Here is a 20,149-nt window from a genome sequence, read left to right as displayed (position 1 = left end):
GCTCTTCGTGCGGATCGGGTCATCCTGGCAGAAGAGTTCATCCCAAGGGGTGAGTCGCTCGGTGCGAGCGGGTGCGTTCCGGGCGCGCGAAAGCGCCGCCGGAGGACAAAACCGCCGGGTGGCGAATCGGCTCACCACCCGGCGGTACGGCTGTTCGGAGATCTCTCGGCGGTCTTGCGGTGCTCTCGTGGCGCCCGTGCGGCGGTCGTTTCCAGGGCTTTCGAGGGCTGGGGCGTGCTACCGGGCCCGGACTAGAGGTAGAGGCCGGTGGCCTCGCCCGAGACCTCGATGCGCTCGGCGGCGACCGCGTGCAGATCGCGTTCGCGGAGCAGGACGTACGGGACGCCGCGCACCTCGACCTCGGCGCGCTCCTCGGGGTCGTACAGGACACGATCGCCCGGTTCGACGGTGCGGACGTTCTGGCCGACCGCGACCACCTCGGCCCACGCCAGCCGCTTGCCGACCTGCGCGGTCGCGGGGATCAGGATGCCGCCGCCGGAACGGCGCTCACCCTCCGCCGCGTCCTGGCGGACCAGGACACGGTCGTGCAGCATGCGGATGGGCAGCTTCTCGCCGAGATGGTGGGCGGTGTTGCTCGAAGACTGGGACCTGTCGGAACTCACGCTTCGACAAGCTACCCGTCCGACGCCGAACGTGCGTCACCGGGAGGTGTGGTGTCCCGATCCGTTCGGCGTCGATTCGGCCTCCGCCGGGCCCGGGTCCGGTCCAGGACCGGACCCGGCGGGCGCGCCCGGCGTCGACGCGGGCGGGCTCAGCGCTTCTTTTTGCCCTTGCCGGGCTTGACGTTCTTGTCCGCCCTGCCCCGGCTCTTGACCAGGACGACCAGCAGGAGCAGCCCCGCCACGCCGCCCGCGAGCGGCACGATCCGCTCCTTGCGCGGCGCGCCCGTGTCGCTGTCGATGAACTGGGCCCGCACCTTGTCCTTCGCGCGCGCCGCGACATTGGCCGGCTTCACCCGGTCGACGATCTCGTCCAGCGTCACCGCCAGGCTGGCCCGGGCCGCCTCGATGTCGCGCTCGATCTGCTGCGGCGAGCGCCGGTCCGGCTGGTCGCCGCCGGTGTGCTTGTCGGCGGCCTTCCCGTCCTTGTGCTCGGCGTTCGAAACGTCAGCCTTGTGCGCACCGTTCACCGACTCCACCCGACTCCGCTCAGCGTGTGCCGTCACCGGACGGCCCAACGCCGCCCGGCCTTCCCGCTCCAACTCCGCCGGAGACAGTTCCCGCCCGTGGTCGCTCACAACCCGTCCTCTCCGGCCCCTGCGCTCGTGTGTTCCCCAAGTCTGTCAGGTACATCCCCGCGCCCGTGTCAACCGGGTGTCGTGGCGCCGGCGGGCGGCCCGGGAGCGGTCAGGCCGGGACCGACGACGGGTCGAATCCGTAAGGCAGTTCCAGTCGGTGGGCGGCCATCAGGTCGCGATCCAGGAGCAGCTCGCGGGTGCTGCCGTCGGCGACCACGACGCCGCCCGCCAGCACCGTCGCGCGCGGACACAGCTCCAACGCGTAGGGCAGGTCGTGGGTCACCATCAGCACGGTGACATCGAGCGAACGGAGTACCTCGGCCAGTTCGCGCCGGCTCGCCGGGTCCAGGTTCGAGGACGGCTCGTCCAGGACCAGGATCTCCGGCTCCATCGCGAGCACCGTGGCCACCGCGACCCGGCGGCGCTGGCCGTAGCTGAGGTGGTGCGGCGGCCGATCGGCGAAGCCGGACATGCCCACCCGGGCCAGCGCGTCCTGTACGCGCTCCTCCAGCGCGGCGCCGCGCAGGCCCAGGTTGGCCGGGCCGAACGCGACGTCCTCGCGGACCGTGGGCATGAAGAGCTGGTCGTCCGGGTCCTGGAAGACGATGCCGACCCGGCGGCGGATCTCCCGCAGGTGCTGCTTCGCCACCGGCAGGCCGGCCACCTCGACGGTGCCGGCCCCGGCGGTCAGGATGCCGTTGAGGTGCAGCACCAGGGTGGTCTTGCCGGCGCCGTTGGGGCCCAGCAGCGCGACCCGTTCGCCGCGCGCGATGGTCAGGTCGACGCCGTACAGCGCCTGGTGGCCGTCGGGGTAGGCGTAGGCGAGGCCGCGGACGACGAGCGAGGGGGCGGTGGCCGGAGTGTCACTCACCTGGGGACTCCGTTCATCGGGTCGGCGTCATCGGGTCGGCGTCATCGGGTCGGTACATCGGGTCGGCGCCTCACAGGGTCGACGCCGCCGCCCACACCGCGAGCGCCGCCGCCGGCAGCGCACCGGCGGCGGCCCACTGGGTGCCGGTGGCCCGGGTGTCCAGGAGCACCGGCATGGTCCCGGTGTACCCCCGGCTGAGCATCGCCAGGTGCACCCGTTCGCCGCGCTCGTAGGAGCGGATGAACAGGGCGCCGGCGGACTTGGCCACCACCGGGGCCTGGCGCAGGTCGCGCGCGAGGAAGCCGCGCGATTCGCGGGCGATCCGCATCCGGCCCATCTCGGCGGTGATCACCGCGCCGTAGCGCAGCATGAACGACATGATCTGGATCAGCAGCGGCGGCATCCGCAACTTCTGCAGGCCCAGGAGCAGGGCGCGCAGTTCGGTGGTGGCCGCGAGCAACACGCCCGCGATCACCCCCAGGGTGCCCTTGGCCAGGATGTTCCAGGCGCCGAGCAGGCCGTCCCGGCTGAGCGACAGGCCCAGCACCTCGACGTGCGGCCCGTTCGCGACGAACGGCAACAGTACGGCGAAGCCCACGAACGGCAGCTCGACCAGCATGCGCCGCAGCAGGAAGCCGGCCGGCACCCGGGCGAGCGCGGCGACCGCGGCGAGCAGCACGGCGTACCCGGCGAACGCCAGGTAGGCATCCCGGGGCGTGGACACGGTGACCAGCACGAAACCGACCAGCGCGAGGAGCTTGCAGTGCGGCGGCAGCCGATGGATCGGCGAGTCGCCGGGTCGGTGGAGCCGGTGTCCGTGTCCCGCTGACATGGTCAGGCCCCGGAGCCGGCGGCGGAGTCGACCGTGCGCGCGGTCGCCGGGTCGGTGCCGGTGGAGCGCTTGCGGACCGACCAGAACACGCCGGTGCCCACCAGCAGCGTGGCGCCGACACCGATCACGCCGGCCAGGCCGCCGGAGAGCCGCTCGTTGTGCACACCCTTGACGCTGTAGTCGGCCAGTGGACCGTCCTTGAACTGGTGGTCCCGCTCCTTGGCGTCGATGCCCTTGTCGGCGGACACCTTCTCCAGGCCATCCGGGCTCTGGCTCGCGTAGTAGCTGACGAAGCCGGCCAGCACCAGGGCGAGCAGCGCGCCCGCGATCAGCAGCGTGCGGGTACGGACGCGGGTCATCGGGATCCCCCTGCCGAGCGCAGTTCGAGCGGGCGCGTGAGGCCGCGCGCGCCGTGGACGAGGTCGGGCCGCACCGCGAGCACGCTGGAGACGGTGGCCGCGGTGATGATCGCCTCACCGATGCCGATCAGGACATGTACGCCGATCATCGCGCCGGCCACCTTGCCGATCGACACGTCGGTGGTCCCGCCGATCGCGTAGAACGCGGTGAACACGCAGGCGGCGGCCGGTACCGACACCAGCGCGCCGACGAACGCGGCCACGGGGACGGACGAGTGCCGCGCGGGCAGCAGGCCCAGCGCCAGGCGGAACAGCCCGTAGCCGACCACAACGGTCACGACGCCCATGATGGTGATGTTCAGGCCGAGCGCGGTCAGGCCGCCGTCGGCGAAGAACAGGCCCTGCATCAGCAGCACCACCGCCACGCACAACATGCCGGTGTACGGGCCGACCAGGATCGCGGCGAGGGTGCCGCCGAGCAGGTGGCCGCTGGTCCCGCCGGCGACCGGGAAGTTGAGCATCTGGACGGCGAAGACGAAGGCCGCGACCAGGCCGGCCAGCGGCGCGGTGCGCTCGTCCAGCTCGCGACGTGCGCCACGCAGGCCGACGGCGATCCCGGCGACCGCGACGACGCCCGCTCCCGCGGATACGGGGCCGTCGATGAACCCGTTGGGTATGTGCATGTGGCCCTCCCGAAATGCCGGATTCGGCTGTGGGATTTTATGGCCTTGCGCCGTAACTGCAACAGCCTTGCAATTGGGTGATAGTGGCAACAGCGGCGCGCGCGCATGCTTCTTTGCCTCGCGTTGACGAATGGCGCGCCGGTGGGACGCGCGTGCGCGCCGTGCGGCTCGGACCCGGACGGGTCCGAGCGCGGCGCTAGCGTTGCGGCGTACGTTGCCGAGCGATCCGAGGAGTTCTTCGTGAGCGACCGTCTCCAGGCGGGCGACACCGCCCCCGCCTTCACCCTGTCCGACGCCGACGGCAAGGACGTCTCGCTGTCCGACTACGCGGGCCGCAAGGTCATCGTGTACTTCTACCCGGCCGCGCTGACCCCGGGCTGCACCAAGCAGGCGTGCGACTTCACCGACAACCTGGACCTGCTCGCGGGCGCGGGCTACGACGTGGTCGGCATCTCGCCGGACAAGCCGGAGAAGCTCGGCAAGTTCCGGGAGAAGGAGAGTCTCACGGTGACGCTGGTCGCCGACCCGGACAAGAGCACGCTGGAGGCGTACGGCGCCTTCGGCGAGAAGACCATGTACGGCAAGACCGTCAAGGGCGTGATCCGCTCGACCTTCGTGGTGGACGAGAACGGCAAGGTGGAGCGGGCGCTGTACAACGTTCGCGCGACCGGCCACGTGGCCAAGCTGATCAAGGACCTCAAGCTCGACGCGGCCTGAGGGCACACTTCGCTCCGCTCGGGGGTCCACAAGCCCCGATTCGCCCGATCTTCGGGTGGATCGGGGCTTTTTGCGTGGAAGTCTGTGTCGCGCCCCCTTTCGCGTGACCGTCTGCCCCAACCTGGAGCGCGGGGGTGGTTCCAGGACGAGGAGACAGGTGCGCGAGGAAGACATCACGGTCGTCGACGCCAAGACCGTGGACACCGCGGTCAAGGCGACCATGCTCGGCAATGCCATGGAGTGGTACGACTTCGGCATCTACGCCTACATGGCGGTCACGATCGGAAAGGTGTTCTTTCCTGCGGGGAACGACACCGCGCAGACGTTGTCCTCGTTCGCGACCTTCGCCGCAGCCTTCCTGGTCCGGCCGCTCGGCGGCTTCTTCTTCGGGCCGCTCGGCGACCGGATCGGGCGCAAGAAGGTGCTCGCGATCACGATGCTGATGATGGCGAGCGGCACGTTGTGCATCGGGCTGATCCCCAGCTACGGCACGATCGGCTTCCTCGCGCCGATCCTGCTGGTCCTGTTCCGGATGCTCCAGGGATTCTCGGCGGGCGGCGAGTACGGCGGCGCGAGTACGTTCATCGCCGAGTACGCGCCGGACAAGCGGCGCGGGTTCTACGGCAGCTTCCTGGAGTTCGGCACGCTGATCGGCTACATCCTGGCGGCGAGCCTGGTCACCCTGCTGACGGCGGTGCTCAGCGACCACGAGATGCGCACGTGGGGGTGGCGCATCCCGTTCCTGGTGGCGGGCCCGATCGGGGTGATCGGGCTGTACCTGCGGCTGCGGCTGGAGGAGTCGCCGGCGTTCGCGAAGGTGATGGAGCAGTCGGCGGCGTCCGAGGCGGAAGCGGAGGAGGGCGAGCACGGGAACGAGACGGTGCGCGAGTTCAAGCGGATCTTCCTCGGCCAACGGCGGGCGATGGTCATCTGTATCGCGCTGGTCGCGGCGTACAACATCAACGACTACATGCTGCTGTCGTACATGCCGACCTATCTCTCCGACACCCTCGGCTACGACGAGACGCACGGCCTGCTGCAGATCGTCGTGGTGATGATCGTGCTGCTCACGGTGATCCACCCGCTGGGCGGGCTGACCGACCGGATCGGCCGCAAGCCGGTGATCATCGCCGGGTGCGTGGGCTTCATGGTGCTGCCGATCCCGTGCTTCGTGCTGATCAAGCAGGGCGACCTGGTACCGATCTTCATCGGCCTGCTGATCCTGGGCCTGGTCCTGGTCTGCTTCCTGGCCACCATGTCCGCCGCGTTGCCCGCCCTGTTCCCGACCGAGATCCGCTCCGGGGCGCTGTCCGTCTCGTTCAACATCTCGGTCTCGCTGTTCGGCGGCACCACCCCGTTCGTGGCCGAGGCGCTGGTCGACGGGACGGGCAACGACTACATGCCGGCCTTCTACATGATGCTCGCGGCGGCCGTCGGCCTGGCCGCCGCGCTCGCGATGACCGAGACGGCCCGCAAGCCGCTGATGGGTTCGCCACCGGCGGTGGAGACGGTCGAGGAGGCTCGGGAACTGGTCACCGCCGCGCGGCGGTGACCCCGGCCGGCGGCGCTATGCGGTGTGCACGACCTCGCCGCCGACCGCGACGATCTCGCAGACCGTGCCGGGGATGTCGGCCGGCGCGGCGCTCATGATGTCGCGGGAGAGCACGACGAAGTCGGCGAGCTTGCCGACGGTGAGCGAACCGCGCTCGTGCTCCAGGAAGTTCGCGTACGCCGAGCCCATCGTGTAGCCGTGCACGGTGGTCTCGATGTCGAGCGTCTCGGTCGGGATCCAGGACGGGCCGCCGGCCAGCGGCGCCCGGGTGAGCGCGGTGTACACGCCCACCATCGGGTCCATCTCGGCCACGTTCCAGTCGCTGGACAGCGCCAGCACGGCGCCCGCGGCGTGCAGGCTCCGCATCGGCCACGCCTTGTGCCAGCGCTCCTCGCCGACGTTCTCGGCCCAGTCCTGGCCCGGCCCGGCGATCTCCGGTGCGCAGTGCCGCGGCTGCATGCACGCGACCACGCCCAGTTCGGCGAAGCGCGGGACGTCCGCCGGGTCCAGGCACTCCACGTGCACGACCTGGTGGCGCGCGTCGCGTTCGCCGTTGACCGTACGGGCGTGCTCGACCGCGTCCAGGACGGTGCGGATGCCCCGGTCGCCGGTGGCGTGCACGAAGCACTGGAAGCCTCGGCCGTCCAACTCGGCCAGCAGGTCGGCGAACTCCTCGGCCGGGTAGAACGTCTCGCCCCGGTGGTGCGCGCAGCCGCGGTACGGCTCCAGGAGCGCGGCCGTGCGCGGTTCGACCACGTCGTCGATGTACAGCTTGAGCGGGCCCACCCGCAGCCGGTCGTCCTGGTGCGCCCGGGCCGCCTCGGCGAACTCGTCCAGGTCCGCGGCGGTGGTGCCGCGCGGGTGGAACAGCGCCGCCACGACGCGCGAGCGCAGTCGGCCCTCGTGCCGGGCGCGGGTGTACAGCGCGAGGTCGTCGAGCGAGTTCTGCGGCTCGACCACGGTGGTGATGCCGAACCGGATCGCGTCGTCCAGGCTCTTGGCCAGCCGGCCGTACTGCCGGTCCGCCGAGGCCCACGGCAGGCCCAGTTCGCGCAGTGCCCGGTGCCCCGCGCGGGAGAGCCCGCGGATCGCGAAGTCCTTGACGAAGCCGGTCGGCTCGCCCGTCTCCGGATCCTTGTCCACCCGACCGAACGGCAGGACGTCGCTGTCCCGGGTGATGCCCAGGCGCTTGATCGCCGCGCTGTTCAGCCACGCGGTGTGCACGTCGTAACTGAGCACGAAGGCGGGCACGTCGCCGGTGACCGGGTCCAGGTCGCTCGCGCGCGGCATCCGGCCGTCGGGGATCGCCGAGTAGTCGAACGCCTCGGCCTCGATCCACTCGGCGTCCGGGTTGGCCGCCAGCCAGGCGGCGATCCGCTCGTGGATGCCGGTCAGCGTGCGCACGCCGGCCAGTTGTACGCACGCGTCGTCCGAGCCGAGCCGGACGTGGTTGTGCGCGTCGACGAAGCCGGGCAGCACTCGCCGCCCGGCGCCGTCGAGCACGGTGGTGTCCGGGCCGATCCAGGCCGCCGCGTCGGCGTCCGCACCCACCCAGGCGATCCGGCCGGCGCGGACGGCGAGCGCCTCGGCTTCCGGCAGGTCGGGGTCGACGGTGTGGATGCGGGCGTTGCGCAGGACCAGATCGGCGGTGCGGGACACGGTGACTCCAGGGGTGGTGCGGAAACGTGGTGCGGGGTGGGTCTTCGGATGTGCCGGTGCGCGGGCGGTCAGCGCTTGGCGAATTGTGCTTCGCGGCGGGCGAGCGCCCAGTACAGGACGCCGGAGACGACCGCGCCGAGCAGCGTGAGGTCGCCGTCGAAGGTCTCGACCAGCGCGCCGGTCCACAGCGCGGACTCGGCGGTCAGGCACGCGAAGACGATGCCGGCGGCGAGCGCGATCATCCCGGCGGGATGGAAGCCCCCGGTGTACCAGTACGCGCCGCCGCGCATGTCGTGCAGACCGGCGTCGTCGTAGCGACAGCGACGCATCAGCGTGTCCGCGATGAACACGCCGCCCCACGGTGCGAACACCACCACGAGCACGGACAGGAAGCTGGTCAGGTTGTCGGTGAAGTTGCCGTTGAACAGCGCCCACAACGAGCCGACCAGGATGAACGCGGTGCTGACCAGGATGCCCTTGGCGCGCGACCACGGAATGCCGAGCACCTGGAGGTTCAGGCTGGAGGAGTACAGGGTCAGGATCGAGTTGGTGATCGAGCCGCCCACCACGAGCAGCAGGAACAGCGCCTCGAACCAGCCGGGCACCAGATCGGCGACGCCGGCCACCGGGTCGGTCATGTCCGCCTGGGTGGCGGCGGCCACGCCGACCACGCCCAGCAGCACCGAGGAGAGCATGCCGCCGGCCGCGCCCCACAGGGTGATCGAGCGCAGCGAGGTGTCCCGGGGCAGGTAGCGGGTGTAGTCGGAGGGCATCGGCAGGTAGGAGATCGGGCCGGCGACCAGGACGAGCACGGCGAGCGAGATCGCGTGGAAGTTGTTCGAGGTCTCCGGCGCGGACCCGGTCTTAAGGCCCGGTACGACGAACAGGATCAGCAGGCCGAAGCCGATGCCCAGGACGTAGGCCAGCCAGCGCTCGGCGGCCTGCACGGTGGCATGGCCCCACATCGCGACGGCGAACGTGAGCGAGAGGGTGATCGCGAGCGCGACCACCCGGGCGAGGTCGCCGCCGGCCCAGCCGAGCTTGCCGAACAGCCCTTCCAGGGCGAACGTGCCGACCACGGTGTTCAGGATCGTGTAGCCGATCCCGACGACCCAGTTGAGCAGGCCGGCCGGGAAGTTGCCGTGTACGCCGAACGCGGCGCGCGAGATGACCAGGGTCGCGGTGCCGGTGCGGACGCCCGCGAAGCCGAGTGCGCCGACCGCGAAGAAGGCCAGGCCGGTGACCACGACCACGGCGATGGCGGCCCGGAAGGACAGGCCGAACATCACCGCGAGGGTGCCGTTGATGACGAACGTGAAGGACAGGTTCGAGCCGAACCAGAGCCAGAAGACGTCCTTGGCGCTGCCGTGGCGTTCGTCGTCCGGAATCGGGTCGATCCCGTGGACCTCCACCTGGAAGAGCTCGTCGGAGGCGACCCCCGTGCCGAACCCGGCCGGGGTGGTGTTCGTGGCGGCGTTCGGAGTGTCGCTCGCGGAGTCCTTGTGGGGCAGGGTCACCGGACCTCCTCTTCGTGGTGTGCGGTTCGGCTTCGAGGGCGTGCGCCGGCCGGACCGGAAGCTTGAATGTCATTCAAGAACTTTGAACGCCACTCAAGGTGCGCTGTGGGTCGGGAGGGTGTCAAGAGTTCGTGACGAATCGGACCGGAATTTGACTGTTGTTCAAGGTCGACGTCGCCGGCGGGATAGGGTCGAGCCCTTGCGCGAGCGGGTCGGCCGCGCGGTCGAGAGGCGGTGTCGGTGGTGGCCACAAGGCGGAGCGACGGTCGGATCGCCCAGGACCGGATGCTCGAGGAGGCCATAGCGGCGATCGCCGAGCACGGCCTGGCCAAGCTGACCATGTCCGGCCTCGCGGAGCGCCTGGGCACCAGCGGCGGGCACATCCTGTACTACTTCGGGAGCAAGGATCAGCTTCTGCTGGCCGCGCTGCGCTGGAGCGAGGACCGGTTGGCCCAGGAGCGCGCGCGACTGCTCGCGCGCCGGGTGTCGGCGGACCGCAAGCTCGATCTGTTCCTGGGCCTGTACCTGCCCGCCGGCCCGCGCGATCCGCGCTGGATGTTGTGGGTGGAGCTGTGGGCGCGGACCGCCGGCAACGCGGAACTGCGGGCCGCGCAGGACGAGATCGACCAGGGATGGCAGGACGACCTGGTCACCGTCCTGGCCCGGGGCGCGGACAAGGGCGTGCTGGTGATCGACGACCCGGTCGCGGAGGCCTCCGAGTTGCTCGCGTTGTTGGAGGGGTTGAGTACGCGGGCGGTGCTCGGGTTGGGCGGGACGACTCGGGACGGCGCGTTGGCGATGGCGCGGCGGGCGACCGGGCGGCTTCGTCGCTGAGGGGTGGGCGCTGCGGGGGATCGCGGGACGGCTCGGGGCCGGTCGGGGGCGCCTCGCGATCGACCGGGGGTCGGGGCCGGTTCGCGCGCTCGGCTCGGACTCCGGCTCGGCCGGATGGTTGGTCGCGGGGGGATATGTGCCGGCCGCTCGATGCGGCGGGCACTAGCATGAAGCCTGGTCGACCTCGGGGCGTTGTCGCGCGGGTCGGCCGCGCGCGGCCGTGGCGCAATTGGTTGACGCAGCAGGTTTAGGTCCTGCCGTCCGAGAGGATATGAGGGTTCGAGTCCCTTCGGCCGCACAAGTGGTGATTTTCCGGTGATTTTCGGCCGGTCTTGTGCTGGCGACCCCGACCTCGCGCGCGCTAGCTTGCGGCATGTCGTCCCTGGGGAGGCGCCATGCACTGCGAGTACTGTCCGAAGGTTTCCGGCGGCCGGGCGCAGACGCCCCCCGCGGAGATGATCGTGCCGAAGATCGCCGGTGACTGGGTCGGGTGGGCGCGGGTCGCCGAGGGGCGGGTCGTCACCTCCGGTCGGGTGCTGCCGGCCGAGCCCGGCGCGGATTGCGTGATGAGCTTCGGCCGCCGGGTCTTCGAGGGCTCGCCGAAGCGCGGGCTGCACGCCGAGATGGACTGCCTCCAGCAGGCCCGGATGCTCGGACTGCCTTTGGAGACGGGCGAGCTCACCGAGGTCGCGAGCGGTTGTTGTCTGCTCTGCGCGACCGCCCTCGCCGCGGTCGGCGTCCGTCGGGTGCCGGCCGTGGATCCCGACCCGGACGTGTGCGTGAACTGGCACGCTCCGGCGTTCCTGTTCGAGGATCCGCTGCTGTGTGCGGGGCTGATGGGCGACCGGGCGGCGCACCTGTGGCTGCGGCACCTGGCCCCGCCGGTGCGGCGGCAGTTGCGCGGGGTGTTGACGGGTGCGACGACGCGGTTGTTGGCGGGGCGTTGGGAGTGAGGCGGTGTCGGGGGCGCGGGGATGACGGGGCGGCGGGCGTGAGGGGTGCCGGGAGCGAGGCGGGCTCGGCCGGTCGGCGGGGACGTGTGTCGTCCCCGCCGGGGGCGGCCTTCGGCTTCGGTCAGACGGTGTGTTCCTTGCGGTCGCCGGACCACTCGGTGTGGAAGGAGCCCTCGCGGTCCACCCGGCGGTAGGTGTGCGCGCCGAAGAAGTCCCGCTGGCCCTGGATCAGCGCGGCCGGCAGCCGCGGCGAGCGCAGGCCGTCGTAGTAGGACAGCGCGGCGGCGAAGCCCGGGGTGGGGATGCCCAGTTCGGCGGCGGTGCCCACCACCCGGCGCCACGCGTCCTGGGCGCCGGAGATCGCGTTGCGGAAGTATTCGGCGGTCAGCAGCGAGTCGGGCTTTCGGTCGGCCGCGTACGCCTCGCGGATGCGGTTCAGGAAGCGGGCCCGGATGATGCAGCCGCCGCGCCAGATCTCGGCGACCGTACCCGGGTCGATCGACCAGTCGTATTCGGCACTGCCTGCCTGGATCTGGTGGATGCCCTGCGCGTACGCCACGATCTTGGACGCGTACAGCGCCTGTTCGACATCGTCGGCGAAGCGGTCGGCGTCGTCCCCGTCGAGCGTGCCGCGGGTCGGCCCGGGCAGCCCCTGCGCCGCCGCGCGCAGGTCGGCGTGGCCGGAGAGCGATCGCGCGAACACCGCCTCGGCGATACCGCTGACCGGAACTCCCAGGTCGAGGGCGGTCTGCACGGTCCAGCGGCCGGTGCCCTTTTGTTCGGCGCGGTCCTGGACCACGTCGACGAACGGCCTGCCGGTGGCCTCGTCGATGTGCGCGAGCACCTCGGCGGTGATCTCGATCAGATAGGACTCCAGCCGACCGGAGTTCCAGGCCTTGAACACCTCGGCGATCCGGTCGGGTTGCATTCCCAGCGCGCGGTTGAGCAGGTCGTACGCCTCGGCGATGAGCTGCATGTCGGCGTACTCGATGCCGTTGTGCACCATCTTGACGAAGTGGCCGGCGCCGTCCGGGCCCATGTGCGCGCAACACGGTACGCCGTCGACCTTCGCGGCGATGTCCTCCAGGATCGGGCCGAGCGCGGCGTACGACTCGGGGGAGCCGCCGGGCATGATGCTCGGGCCGAGCAGGGCGCCCTCCTCGCCGCCGGAGATCCCGGTGCCGACGAAATGGATGCCGCGCTCGCGCAGTGCGGCCTCGCGGCGGCGGGTGTCGGCGAAGTGGGCGTTGCCGCCGTCGACGATCATGTCGCCGGGTTCCAGGAGGGCGGCGAACTCGTCGATCACCGCGTCGGTGGGCGCGCCGGCCTTGACCATGATCACCAGCCGCCGGGGCGGCTCGAGTAGTGCGACGAACTCCTCGGCGGTGTCGGCGGGTAGGAAGGTGCCCTCGCCGCCGAACTCCTCGACCAGCGCGCGGGTCTTGGCCGAGGTCCGGTTGTGCACGGCGACGGTGTGCCCGTGCCGGGCGAAGTTGCGGGCCAGGTTGCGGCCCATCACGGCCAGTCCGGTCACACCGATGCGAGCTCGCTCCGCCATCTTCTTCGTCAACTCCTGCTGTCTGTCCGGACGTCCGTCCGTCCGGAGGGGAGGGATCGGGACGGTCGTCGTGGCCGCGGGCCGATCCGTGATCGGCGCATGCGATCACTGGGACAACATCGTGCGTGTCCGGCGTTAATCCCCCGCGGACAACACGCCGGCGGTTGTGGGCCGTACGGCCGGTCGGGGACCGGGCACCGGAGACCGGGGATCGGGGGTGGGGGGGGCGTCCGGCCGGCCGCGGTCGGCGAAATCCGGTTGTCCGGGAGTTGCGGCCACCGGTACCCATGGGGCCATGAGGTCATCGATTCGACGTACCCGGCATGCGTTGCCGCGAGGTGAGGCCGAGGTCTGGGCGCCGGTCTCCGCGCGGTACGGGATACCGCCGTACGGTTGCAAGTATCTGTACACGGCCGGTGTGTTGCGCGAATTCATCGCTTCGGCGGGGCTGTTGGTGGCACAGGGGCAGTACCTCGCCGCCGCGTCCCTCTCCCTCAACGGTGCGGAACTCGTCGGGCGGTGCGTGTCGGAGCGCACCGAGCAGGGCGTCACGCAGCGGCTGCGCAACGGGCTGGGTCATCTGGAGAACCTCGAACCGGCCGAGGCGGGGGAGCACATCCCGGAGTCGGATGCCCTGGTCAAGCTTCGCGGCTTCACCGCCCACCCCACCCTCGAACCTCCGGCCGACTCGGAACTCCAGTTCTCCCACGCCACGTTCGAGTACCTCCTCGACCGCCTCGCCCTCGCCACCGACCGCCTGTGGACGGACGCGGACCCGAGCGTCATCCGCAAATTCTCCGGCGCCAAGATCAGCCCGATGCGCCCGGACGGCAGGAACCACTACGTCGAAGCCCTCCTCGCCCACCTCGACGCGGGCCACACCCCGGGCACGCACATCCCGTACGAGCAGACCTGGCGCGATCGAACCACCGCGACGGCCGGCGTCGGCCCCTGAGCCCGGGCGGGACCCCGCCGCTGTCGTGGATCGTCGAGGCCGGCGGCGGCTCAGGCCTGCCTCGGGTGCATCGCCGCCGCGCCCAGGCGCAGTACGCCCGCGCGGATTCGGTCCGGGCCCAGGTCCGGGAGGAGCGCGGTGACGTGTTCGGCGGCGAGAGGGGCCAGGAGGGCGTGCGCCGTGTGGTCGGGGTCCGCGGTCTCCGGCGGGAGCAGGATGGTGATGTGGCGGTGCCAGAAGCGGTAGGCGCCGATGCGGTAGCGGGCGCCGGGGGTGGCGGTTTCCGACATGCGGATCAGGTCGAGGTGTTCGAGTAGGTAGTCGACGTAGGTGTCGAGGAACGCGGTGAGGCGTTCGTGTGCCGGCGCGCCCGGGCCCAGCGGGGGCGGCCCGTGCAGGATCGCCTCCTGCAGGATCCGCTCCCGCGCGTCCAGGAGTGCGCCGGCCAGGCCGGACTTGTCGCCGAAGCGGCGGAAGAGGGTGCCCTTGCCGACGCCGGCGGCTGCCGCCACCTGGTCCATCGAAACCGCCGCGACGCCCTGTTCGGCGAACAGCCGGGCGGCGGCCTCCAGTACGGCGGCGCGGTTGCGGGCCGCGTCCGCGCGCTCCTTGGGCGGCGGCGTACGGAGCAGATCCAGGGGGATTGCCGAACCGGACTGCGGTCCGTTAATGTCGTGAGGCACAAGCGGACTATAGTCCGATTTCTTGGAGGTTGCCATGACCGCACTGATCACCCGGGACGAACTGCGCGCCGCGATCGACGCCGGCAGCGTGACCGTCGTCGACGCACTCGGCGGCGAGTACTGGGCCAAGCAGCATTTGCCGGGCGCACTCGCCCTGGTCCGGGACCAGGTCGACACGCTGGCCCCGACCCTGCTGCCCGACCGCGACGCCGCGATCGTCACGTACTGCTCCAACCCCGCCTGCCCGAACAGCGGCCAGGTCGCCGACCGACTCACCCACCTCGGCTACACCAACGTCCGCAAGTACGCCGAAGGCATCGAGGACTGGACCGACGCCGGCCTCCCCACCGAATCCGCCTGATCCACCACCGCACGACGAGGGCGCCTTCGCCGCGGCGAAGGCGCCCTCGTGACGGTGGTTCGGATCGGCGACCCGCCGTGTGCGCGGTGCCCGCAGGGCCGTGGTGTGGTGGCTATTGCGGGGTGTCGGTCAGGTCGGTGATCCGGCCGCCGGCCAGGGGGACCCGGTACCAGACGTCGATGGTGGAGGCGCCGAAGTGTTCGGTGACGACCACCGACGCGCTGCCCGCGCCGCTGCCCTCGTAGCGCACGTCGCGGCTCTGCGGTGTGTTCTGCGCGCGGAAGACCGGGTCGGCCATGTGCTGTTCGGCCCACGCGTCCAGGCGCGCGTTGAGCTCCGGGGTGAGGAACTCGTTCCGGACCTCGGTCGGGTTCATGTGCGGGTTGGTGCCGTTGACGGCGGACAGGTACTGGTCGTAGAAGGCGGTCACCTTCTCCACGACGCCGATCCTTCGGATCTGCTGCTCGCCGGGCGGTGAGCCGTCGGCGGCGAGAGCCGGTGCGGCGGCGCCGGCGGTGACGAGGAGTCCGGCGGCCAGGGTGATGGCGGCCGTACGGCGAATTTTGGTGGTCATGTCGACCTCCGCTTGCTTGGGGGTTGTGCCCTTGCACCGGTGGAGACGCCCAACCGGTAGGGCGGGTTGCCGGACTTTGCCCGGCTTTACCCTTTGGAAATCAAGTCGTTCCCTCACGGCCGACGCAGGCCGACGCAGGCCGACGGGGGTCGATGCAGGCGGCACCGGTCGCCACCGGCCGAAGCCAACCGACCCACGTCCGCCCTCAACTGCCGTCCGACGTACCCGCCAGCGCCTCTTCCGCATCGTCCAGGACGGACTGCGGCAACCGGGTGTACGAGAGCAACCGACCGCCCGAGTCGCGGATTCGACCGGCCACCTCACGGGCCCAGATGTTCTCCACGAACAGCACCACCACCAGCGAATCGGGCGGCATGACCTGCCCGATCTGCTCGGCGTCCTCGGCCCCGGCCAGGCCCAGCATCTCGCGGGCGGCCAACTCCGCCGCCATGTCGCGCAGCCCCTCGAACTCGCTCACCTCGTGGCTGGTCACCTCGCCCGAGACGTCCTTGACCACGATCAGCGCGTCGATCAACCGTACGTCGCCGCGCTCCTCGACCGCCTCGAACGCGTCCAGTACGGACGAGGTCAGCCGTTGGCCCGGAAAGCCCAACACGATGGCGTCGACGGGTCCCAACTCGACCATGCTTCCTCGCCTCGGGGAGTAGGTGCTCCGCCGAGTACGCGTCCGAGGGAGCAGGTGTCTCGCGGAGCACGTGCTTCGGTGGAAACGGGCACATGCCCGCAACCTCGTTCCCGTTCCCGCTGCGCGCGCTTTCATGTGTCACGGACCGGGGCGGTCCATGCGTCGCTCGGTGCCGCCCCGGGGCACGGTGGAGGCGGTGCGACCATCGCTCGGGGACCCGACCCGCCGACTCGGCTCACGCCTCGTACGCGACCACCGAAGCCGCCGGCCTCGCGGCGTTCGAGGGCTGCCACTGGCCGAGATAGGCGTTGCCCTTCGCCAGCACCACCCGCGAGGACACGGGCGCCGGCAACACGACCTTCCAGGCCGGGTCGCCGGTCTTCACCCGCAGCGCGAACAACTGCGCGGCATCGTCACCCGTGGCGTCCGCCGCCGTGGCGTCCATCGAGACGTACACCTTGCCGTTCTCCACGACCGGTGTCCCCAGTACGCCGAAGGACGGCAACTCGCGCGACCACACGACCACGCCGGTCCTCGCGTTCAGCGCGTAGACCTTGCTCCTGGTCACCGACGTGGGCGGCTCGCCCGTGGGCGGCGCGCTCGCGGTGCTGCTCGGCTTCACCCCCGCCTGGGCCTTGGAGGGGTGGTTCGCCACATAGACGACGTCCCCCACCCGGGTGATCTCGCCGACGTTGCGCGCCTCCATCTCGTACTTCCACATCTCGGCGCCGGTCACCGGATCCACCGCCACCACGCCCGACCTGGACGTGTCGTCGGCGCCGTCGTAGGCGAAGTACACGATGTCGCCGGCGAGGGTGAGACCGCGGCTCTGCCCGCCCTTGACCGGGATCGGGCCCCAGGCCGGCGCGCCGGTGGCCGCGTACCGGGCGTAGCGCTGCCAGGTGTGGACACCGCTGCTGCTTCCGGAGGTCACCACGGTCAGCACCCGCTCGCCGGCCACCACCACGTCGCGGCCCCAGGGAGCGTCCTTGAACGGGATCTCCCACTTCGGGTTCCCGTTGCGTTCGTAGGCGCGGATCACCGACGGGTACGAGGAGTACCTCGGTTGGGCGAACACGTACACCATGCTCCCGGTGAACACCGGCGTCGACGGCATGCCGGCGTCCCCGGTCATCTCCGCCTTCCACAACTCCTTGTTCCTGGTCACGTCGATCGCGACGATCCGACCGGCATCGGGTGAGGTCGAGTTCTCCTCGGAGACACCCAGGTACAGCACGTCGCCGTCCAGGGCCGCCGGCAGGTTGACCCAGCGAGCGGCGTACTCCTGGCTCCAGCGCAGTTCGCCGTCGCCCAGGGCGAACGCGTGCACCGTGCAGATCGAGGGCTGGGTCTTCTCCGCCGCCGACGCCGAACCGTCGACCGTCCAGGAGACGACGAACACGTGGTCCTTCGCGGTCAGCGGTGCGGACACCGAGTTGCCCGCGGTGGCCTTGCGCCAGACCTGCTTGCCGGACTCCGCGTCGATCGCGGTGATCTGGCCCTTGCCGCCACCCACGCCGTCCGCGACGTGGTAGACGAGATCGCCCTGTACCTTCAGCGACGAAGCGGCGGCGGCGCCGGCCGCGTACTGCCACACCTGCTTGCCCGGATCGGCCTCGTCGCCCATCAGCAGCCATCCGGCGCCGCCGCCGACCGCGGCCACCGCGAGCGCACCGCCGCCGAACAGGAACGCGCGACGGGCCAACGCCCGTTTCCCGGGCGGGGGTTCCGGCATGCCGACGGTCGGCGGCAGGCTCGGTAGCGGCGGCGGCGCCTTGCGGCCGGCGGGCGGCGCGGACTGCGCCCGGGTCGGCGCGGCGGCCGCGCCGTTCTCCGTTCCGATGCCCAGCGCCCGGGTCGGCGACTCGGTGACCTCGCCCGTCGGCTCGACCGACGAGACCGCCGGCCTCGGCGGCACCGCCGGGTCTCCCAGATGCCGCCGCTCCAACTCGGCCGCGAGCGCGGCCGGCAGCCACGAAGTCGTGGCCGGCGGCTCGTCGTCGCCCATGAAGCGATTCAGCACGGCGGCCGGCGCGGGTCGCCGGTCCGGGTCCTTGTCCAGGCACTCGGCGAGCAGCTCCCGGACGCCGGCCGGCACCTCCGTCAGCGCCGGTTCGTCGCGCAGCACCCGCATCATCATCTGCAACTGCGGCACCGGTGTGTCCTGGTGGAACGGACCCCGCCCGGTGGCCGCGAACACCAGCACCGAGCCGAGCGAGAACACGTCGCTCGCCGGTCCCAATGCTCGACCACCCGCCTGCTCCGGCGACATGAACGCCGGCGACCCGACCACCCGGCCGGTCCCGGTCAGACCCTGGCCGCCTTCGTCCACCGCGCGCGAGATGCCGAAGTCGATCACCCGCAGCCGATCGCGGCCCAGGACGACGTTGGACGGCTTGAGGTCGCGATGGATCAGGCCCGCGCGGTGGACCGCCATCAGCGCCTCGGCCAACTGGGCGCCCAGGACGCGCAGCGCGCCCTCGGGCAGCGGGCCGTACCGGTTGATCGCCTCGGACAGCGACAGTCCGGTCAGGAACTCGGTGGCCAGCCACGGTGGTTGCGCGTCCGGGTCGGCCTCGGCGATCGGCGCGGTCCACGCGCTGTCCACCCGCCGCGCGAGGTCGATCTCACGGCGGAACCGGTCGCGGAATCCGTGGTCGGTCGCGAACTCGGGACGGACGGTCTTGACCGCGACCCGCACCCCGCTCGGAGACGTGCCGAGGAACACCTCGCCCATCCCGCCCTCGCCCAACCGGCCGCGCAGCCGATACGGTCCGAGCCGTATCGGATCCCCGTCGCGCAGTTCTTCCATGTTTACCGTTCCCCGTTCCGGCCGTACAGGAGTGGCCACCTTAACCGCCGCCCCTCGGCTCGGATTCAGCCGCTTCCCCCTCGGAAATACCGTTGCCAGACCTGGGTCTGTCGGGTCTCCGCGTGGTCGGGGCCGAGTACCCGGACGAAGTCGGCGATCAGCGGGCCGTACAGGGCCAGCGCCTCGTCCCGGTAGCCCGCGAGTCCGCGATTGATCGCGTGGCCCGCGCGTGCCACCAGCGATTCCAGGCAGTCGGCGCCCAGGATCCGGATCGAGTCCAGGGCGAGCGCGCCGTACATCGCGGCGGACCGGAGCGGATCGCCGGACTCGCCGGTGAACCGGGCCAGGAAGCTGCGCGCGGTCAGCGTGCTCTCCGCCTCGGGCCCCAACGCGCGGGTCATGTCCGCGACGATCCGGGTGAAGAACGCGACCGCGCGCGGTGCCTCGCCGCCCTCGCCGGTGAACCGGGCGTGGCACAGCCGCATGTCGAGGGTGACCCAGTCGCCGGGGCCCAGGTGCTCCGTGGCGACCGGGATCAGGCCGGCCAGCAATTGCGCGGCACGCCGGGGATCGCCGTCCTGGCCGACGAAGTGCGCGTACGCCCGGCGGATGTTGAGCGTGTCCCGATCGGTGCCGCCGAGCACCCTGCTCGCGACCTCGCCGAGGTGGTGGTAGAGCCGGACGGCCGCCGCGGGATCCTCACGCATCCCCCAATCCCAGACGACGCCCACCTGTTCGTTGATGCGGGCCCGCGAGGGATACGGCTCTTCGAGCGGACGAGGGGGCCGCACGATGCGGAAAGGCGAATCCATGCTCACCTCCGAAGATGTCGCATCCGAGTGTGCGACCTGCCCCCGGTCCACCGGTAGAGGTGCGCCGGGGCGGACCGCGCGGGATTCCCGGGGTCGGGTACGGATCGTGCCGAGGGCTCGCGCGGGCACGGTCGTCGATCGGCAACGGCCTTGCCGGTCAACGGGGTTCGGGTACCGGAGGGCGCCGTTGCGGGCCGGGGACCCGGCCGGGCGCCGCGGACCGGGCGCGGGAGGCGGAGAGCGTCGATGGGGCGTGCGGTTCCCGGTGTGCTTCCGCGCCCGCTTCCCTCCCGGCCCCGCGCTCGCTTTCTCGTCCGAATCCGCGCTCGTTTCCGCGCTCGCGCCCGCGTCCGGTTCCGGCCCGAATCGTTGCGCGTTTGCTTCGGTCGGCCGGCGGAATTCCCGACTTTCGTACACCAGTTCGAGTTATCGTGTTCGAACGGCACGGGCCGGAATTTCGATGCGGTTCGATTCGGAATGCGCGGATAAAGATCTCAAATGGCGTCAGAAGCC

18 protein-coding genes, 1 tRNA gene and 1 pseudogene are annotated in these 20,149 nt (G+C 71.2%); 7 read left to right on the top strand and 13 right to left on the bottom strand.

Annotation, left to right across the window (positions count from 1 at the left end):
• Positions 1-251 precede the first annotated feature (251 nt).
• The 5 genes and pseudogenes from ACWCPW_RS29505 to ACWCPW_RS29485 all read right to left on the bottom strand — a co-directional run bounded on the left by ACWCPW_RS29505 (position 252) and on the right by ACWCPW_RS29485 (position 4,003).
• Complete coding sequence (locus tag ACWCPW_RS29505; protein WP_052173837.1) at positions 252-554, bottom strand: GroES family chaperonin; 303 nt, start codon at positions 552-554, stop codon at positions 252-254.
• 218 nt (positions 555-772) lie between these two features.
• Positions 773-1,159, bottom strand: a complete 387-nt coding sequence (locus ACWCPW_RS29500) for a DUF3618 domain-containing protein (RefSeq protein ID WP_449764623.1) — start codon at positions 1,157-1,159, stop codon at positions 773-775.
• Between the two features lie 208 nt (positions 1,160-1,367).
• Positions 1,368-2,129, bottom strand: a complete 762-nt coding sequence (locus tag ACWCPW_RS29495) for an energy-coupling factor ABC transporter ATP-binding protein (protein ID WP_449764622.1) — start codon at positions 2,127-2,129, stop codon at positions 1,368-1,370.
• A gap of 70 nt (positions 2,130-2,199) precedes the next feature.
• Complete coding sequence (gene cbiQ / locus ACWCPW_RS29490; RefSeq protein ID WP_449764621.1) at positions 2,200-2,961, bottom strand: cobalt ECF transporter T component CbiQ; 762 nt, start codon at positions 2,959-2,961, stop codon at positions 2,200-2,202.
• A gap of 2 nt (positions 2,962-2,963) precedes the next feature.
• Positions 2,964-4,003, bottom strand: a pseudogene (locus ACWCPW_RS29485) (energy-coupling factor ABC transporter permease).
• A 240-nt stretch (positions 4,004-4,243) separates the two neighbouring features.
• Here ACWCPW_RS29485 and bcp point away from each other — a divergent pair.
• Both bcp and proP read left to right on the top strand, forming a co-directional pair.
• Complete coding sequence (gene bcp / locus ACWCPW_RS29480) at positions 4,244-4,720, top strand: thioredoxin-dependent thiol peroxidase (RefSeq protein ID WP_449764620.1); 477 nt, start codon at positions 4,244-4,246, stop codon at positions 4,718-4,720.
• A gap of 103 nt (positions 4,721-4,823) precedes the next feature.
• A complete protein-coding gene (gene proP, locus ACWCPW_RS29475) occupies positions 4,824-6,272 on the top strand; it encodes a glycine betaine/L-proline transporter ProP (protein WP_449764619.1) in 1,449 nt (482 codons plus the stop codon).
• Between the two features lie 15 nt (positions 6,273-6,287).
• Here proP and ACWCPW_RS29470 read toward each other — a convergent pair whose 3' ends face one another.
• Positions 6,288-7,931, bottom strand: a complete 1,644-nt coding sequence (locus ACWCPW_RS29470; protein ID WP_449764618.1) for an amidohydrolase — start codon at positions 7,929-7,931, stop codon at positions 6,288-6,290.
• A gap of 68 nt (positions 7,932-7,999) precedes the next feature.
• A complete protein-coding gene (locus tag ACWCPW_RS29465) occupies positions 8,000-9,448 on the bottom strand; it encodes a purine-cytosine permease family protein (RefSeq protein ID WP_449764617.1) in 1,449 nt (482 codons plus the stop codon).
• 243 nt (positions 9,449-9,691) lie between these two features.
• Between ACWCPW_RS29465 and ACWCPW_RS29460 the strand changes: the two genes are divergently transcribed.
• The 3 genes from ACWCPW_RS29460 (at position 9,692) to ACWCPW_RS29450 (ending at position 11,235) form a co-directional block, all read left to right on the top strand.
• Positions 9,692-10,282 carry a TetR/AcrR family transcriptional regulator gene (locus tag ACWCPW_RS29460; protein ID WP_449764616.1) on the top strand — a complete coding sequence of 197 codons (591 nt, stop codon included), beginning with the start codon at positions 9,692-9,694 and terminating at the stop codon, positions 10,280-10,282.
• A 214-nt stretch (positions 10,283-10,496) separates the two neighbouring features.
• Positions 10,497-10,580: transfer RNA gene (locus ACWCPW_RS29455), tRNA-Leu, on the top strand.
• Between the two features lie 163 nt (positions 10,581-10,743).
• Positions 10,744-11,235: a hypothetical protein gene (locus tag ACWCPW_RS29450; protein ID WP_449764615.1), complete on the top strand. Its 492-nt coding sequence runs from the start codon at positions 10,744-10,746 to the stop codon at positions 11,233-11,235.
• A gap of 121 nt (positions 11,236-11,356) precedes the next feature.
• Here the strand turns inward: ACWCPW_RS29450 and gndA are convergent, their stop codons facing one another.
• The gene (gene gndA, locus ACWCPW_RS29445; RefSeq protein ID WP_449764614.1) at positions 11,357-12,793 is read right to left on the bottom strand and encodes an NADP-dependent phosphogluconate dehydrogenase; all 1,437 of its coding nucleotides are present in this window, start codon (positions 12,791-12,793) and stop codon (positions 11,357-11,359) included.
• A gap of 295 nt (positions 12,794-13,088) precedes the next feature.
• On the opposite strand from gndA, the gene ACWCPW_RS29440 reads away from it, so the two are divergent.
• Positions 13,089-13,748 (top strand): hypothetical protein, encoded by a 660-nt coding sequence (locus ACWCPW_RS29440; protein WP_449764613.1) that lies wholly within the window; start codon positions 13,089-13,091, stop codon positions 13,746-13,748.
• Positions 13,749-13,798: 50 nt separating this feature from the next.
• On the opposite strand, the gene ACWCPW_RS29435 is transcribed toward ACWCPW_RS29440, so the two are convergent.
• On the bottom strand, positions 13,799-14,431 hold the full coding sequence (locus ACWCPW_RS29435; protein WP_449764612.1) for a TetR/AcrR family transcriptional regulator: 633 nt from the start codon (positions 14,429-14,431) through the stop codon (positions 13,799-13,801).
• Positions 14,432-14,465: 34 nt separating this feature from the next.
• On the opposite strand from ACWCPW_RS29435, the gene ACWCPW_RS29430 reads away from it, so the two are divergent.
• Positions 14,466-14,792, top strand: a complete 327-nt coding sequence (locus ACWCPW_RS29430; RefSeq protein WP_449764611.1) for a rhodanese-like domain-containing protein — start codon at positions 14,466-14,468, stop codon at positions 14,790-14,792.
• Positions 14,793-14,904: 112 nt separating this feature from the next.
• On the opposite strand, the gene ACWCPW_RS29425 is transcribed toward ACWCPW_RS29430, so the two are convergent.
• The 4 genes from ACWCPW_RS29425 to ACWCPW_RS29410 form a co-directional block, all read right to left on the bottom strand.
• Positions 14,905-15,366, bottom strand: a complete 462-nt coding sequence (locus ACWCPW_RS29425) for a hypothetical protein (protein ID WP_449764610.1) — start codon at positions 15,364-15,366, stop codon at positions 14,905-14,907.
• A 205-nt stretch (positions 15,367-15,571) separates the two neighbouring features.
• Entirely contained in the window at positions 15,572-16,012 is a 441-nt protein-coding gene (locus ACWCPW_RS29420) for a DUF6325 family protein (RefSeq protein ID WP_449764609.1), read from the bottom strand.
• Positions 16,013-16,247: 235 nt separating this feature from the next.
• A complete protein-coding gene (locus ACWCPW_RS29415; RefSeq protein WP_449764608.1) occupies positions 16,248-18,824 on the bottom strand; it encodes a serine/threonine-protein kinase in 2,577 nt (858 codons plus the stop codon).
• 65 nt (positions 18,825-18,889) lie between these two features.
• Positions 18,890-19,636: a hypothetical protein gene (locus tag ACWCPW_RS29410; protein ID WP_449764607.1), complete on the bottom strand. Its 747-nt coding sequence runs from the start codon at positions 19,634-19,636 to the stop codon at positions 18,890-18,892.
• Positions 19,637-20,149: the final 513 nt, after the last annotated feature.

The sequence above is a fragment of the Embleya sp. NPDC001921 genome (assembly GCF_053594475.1).
This window is presented reverse-complemented; position numbering and strand designations above follow the sequence as displayed.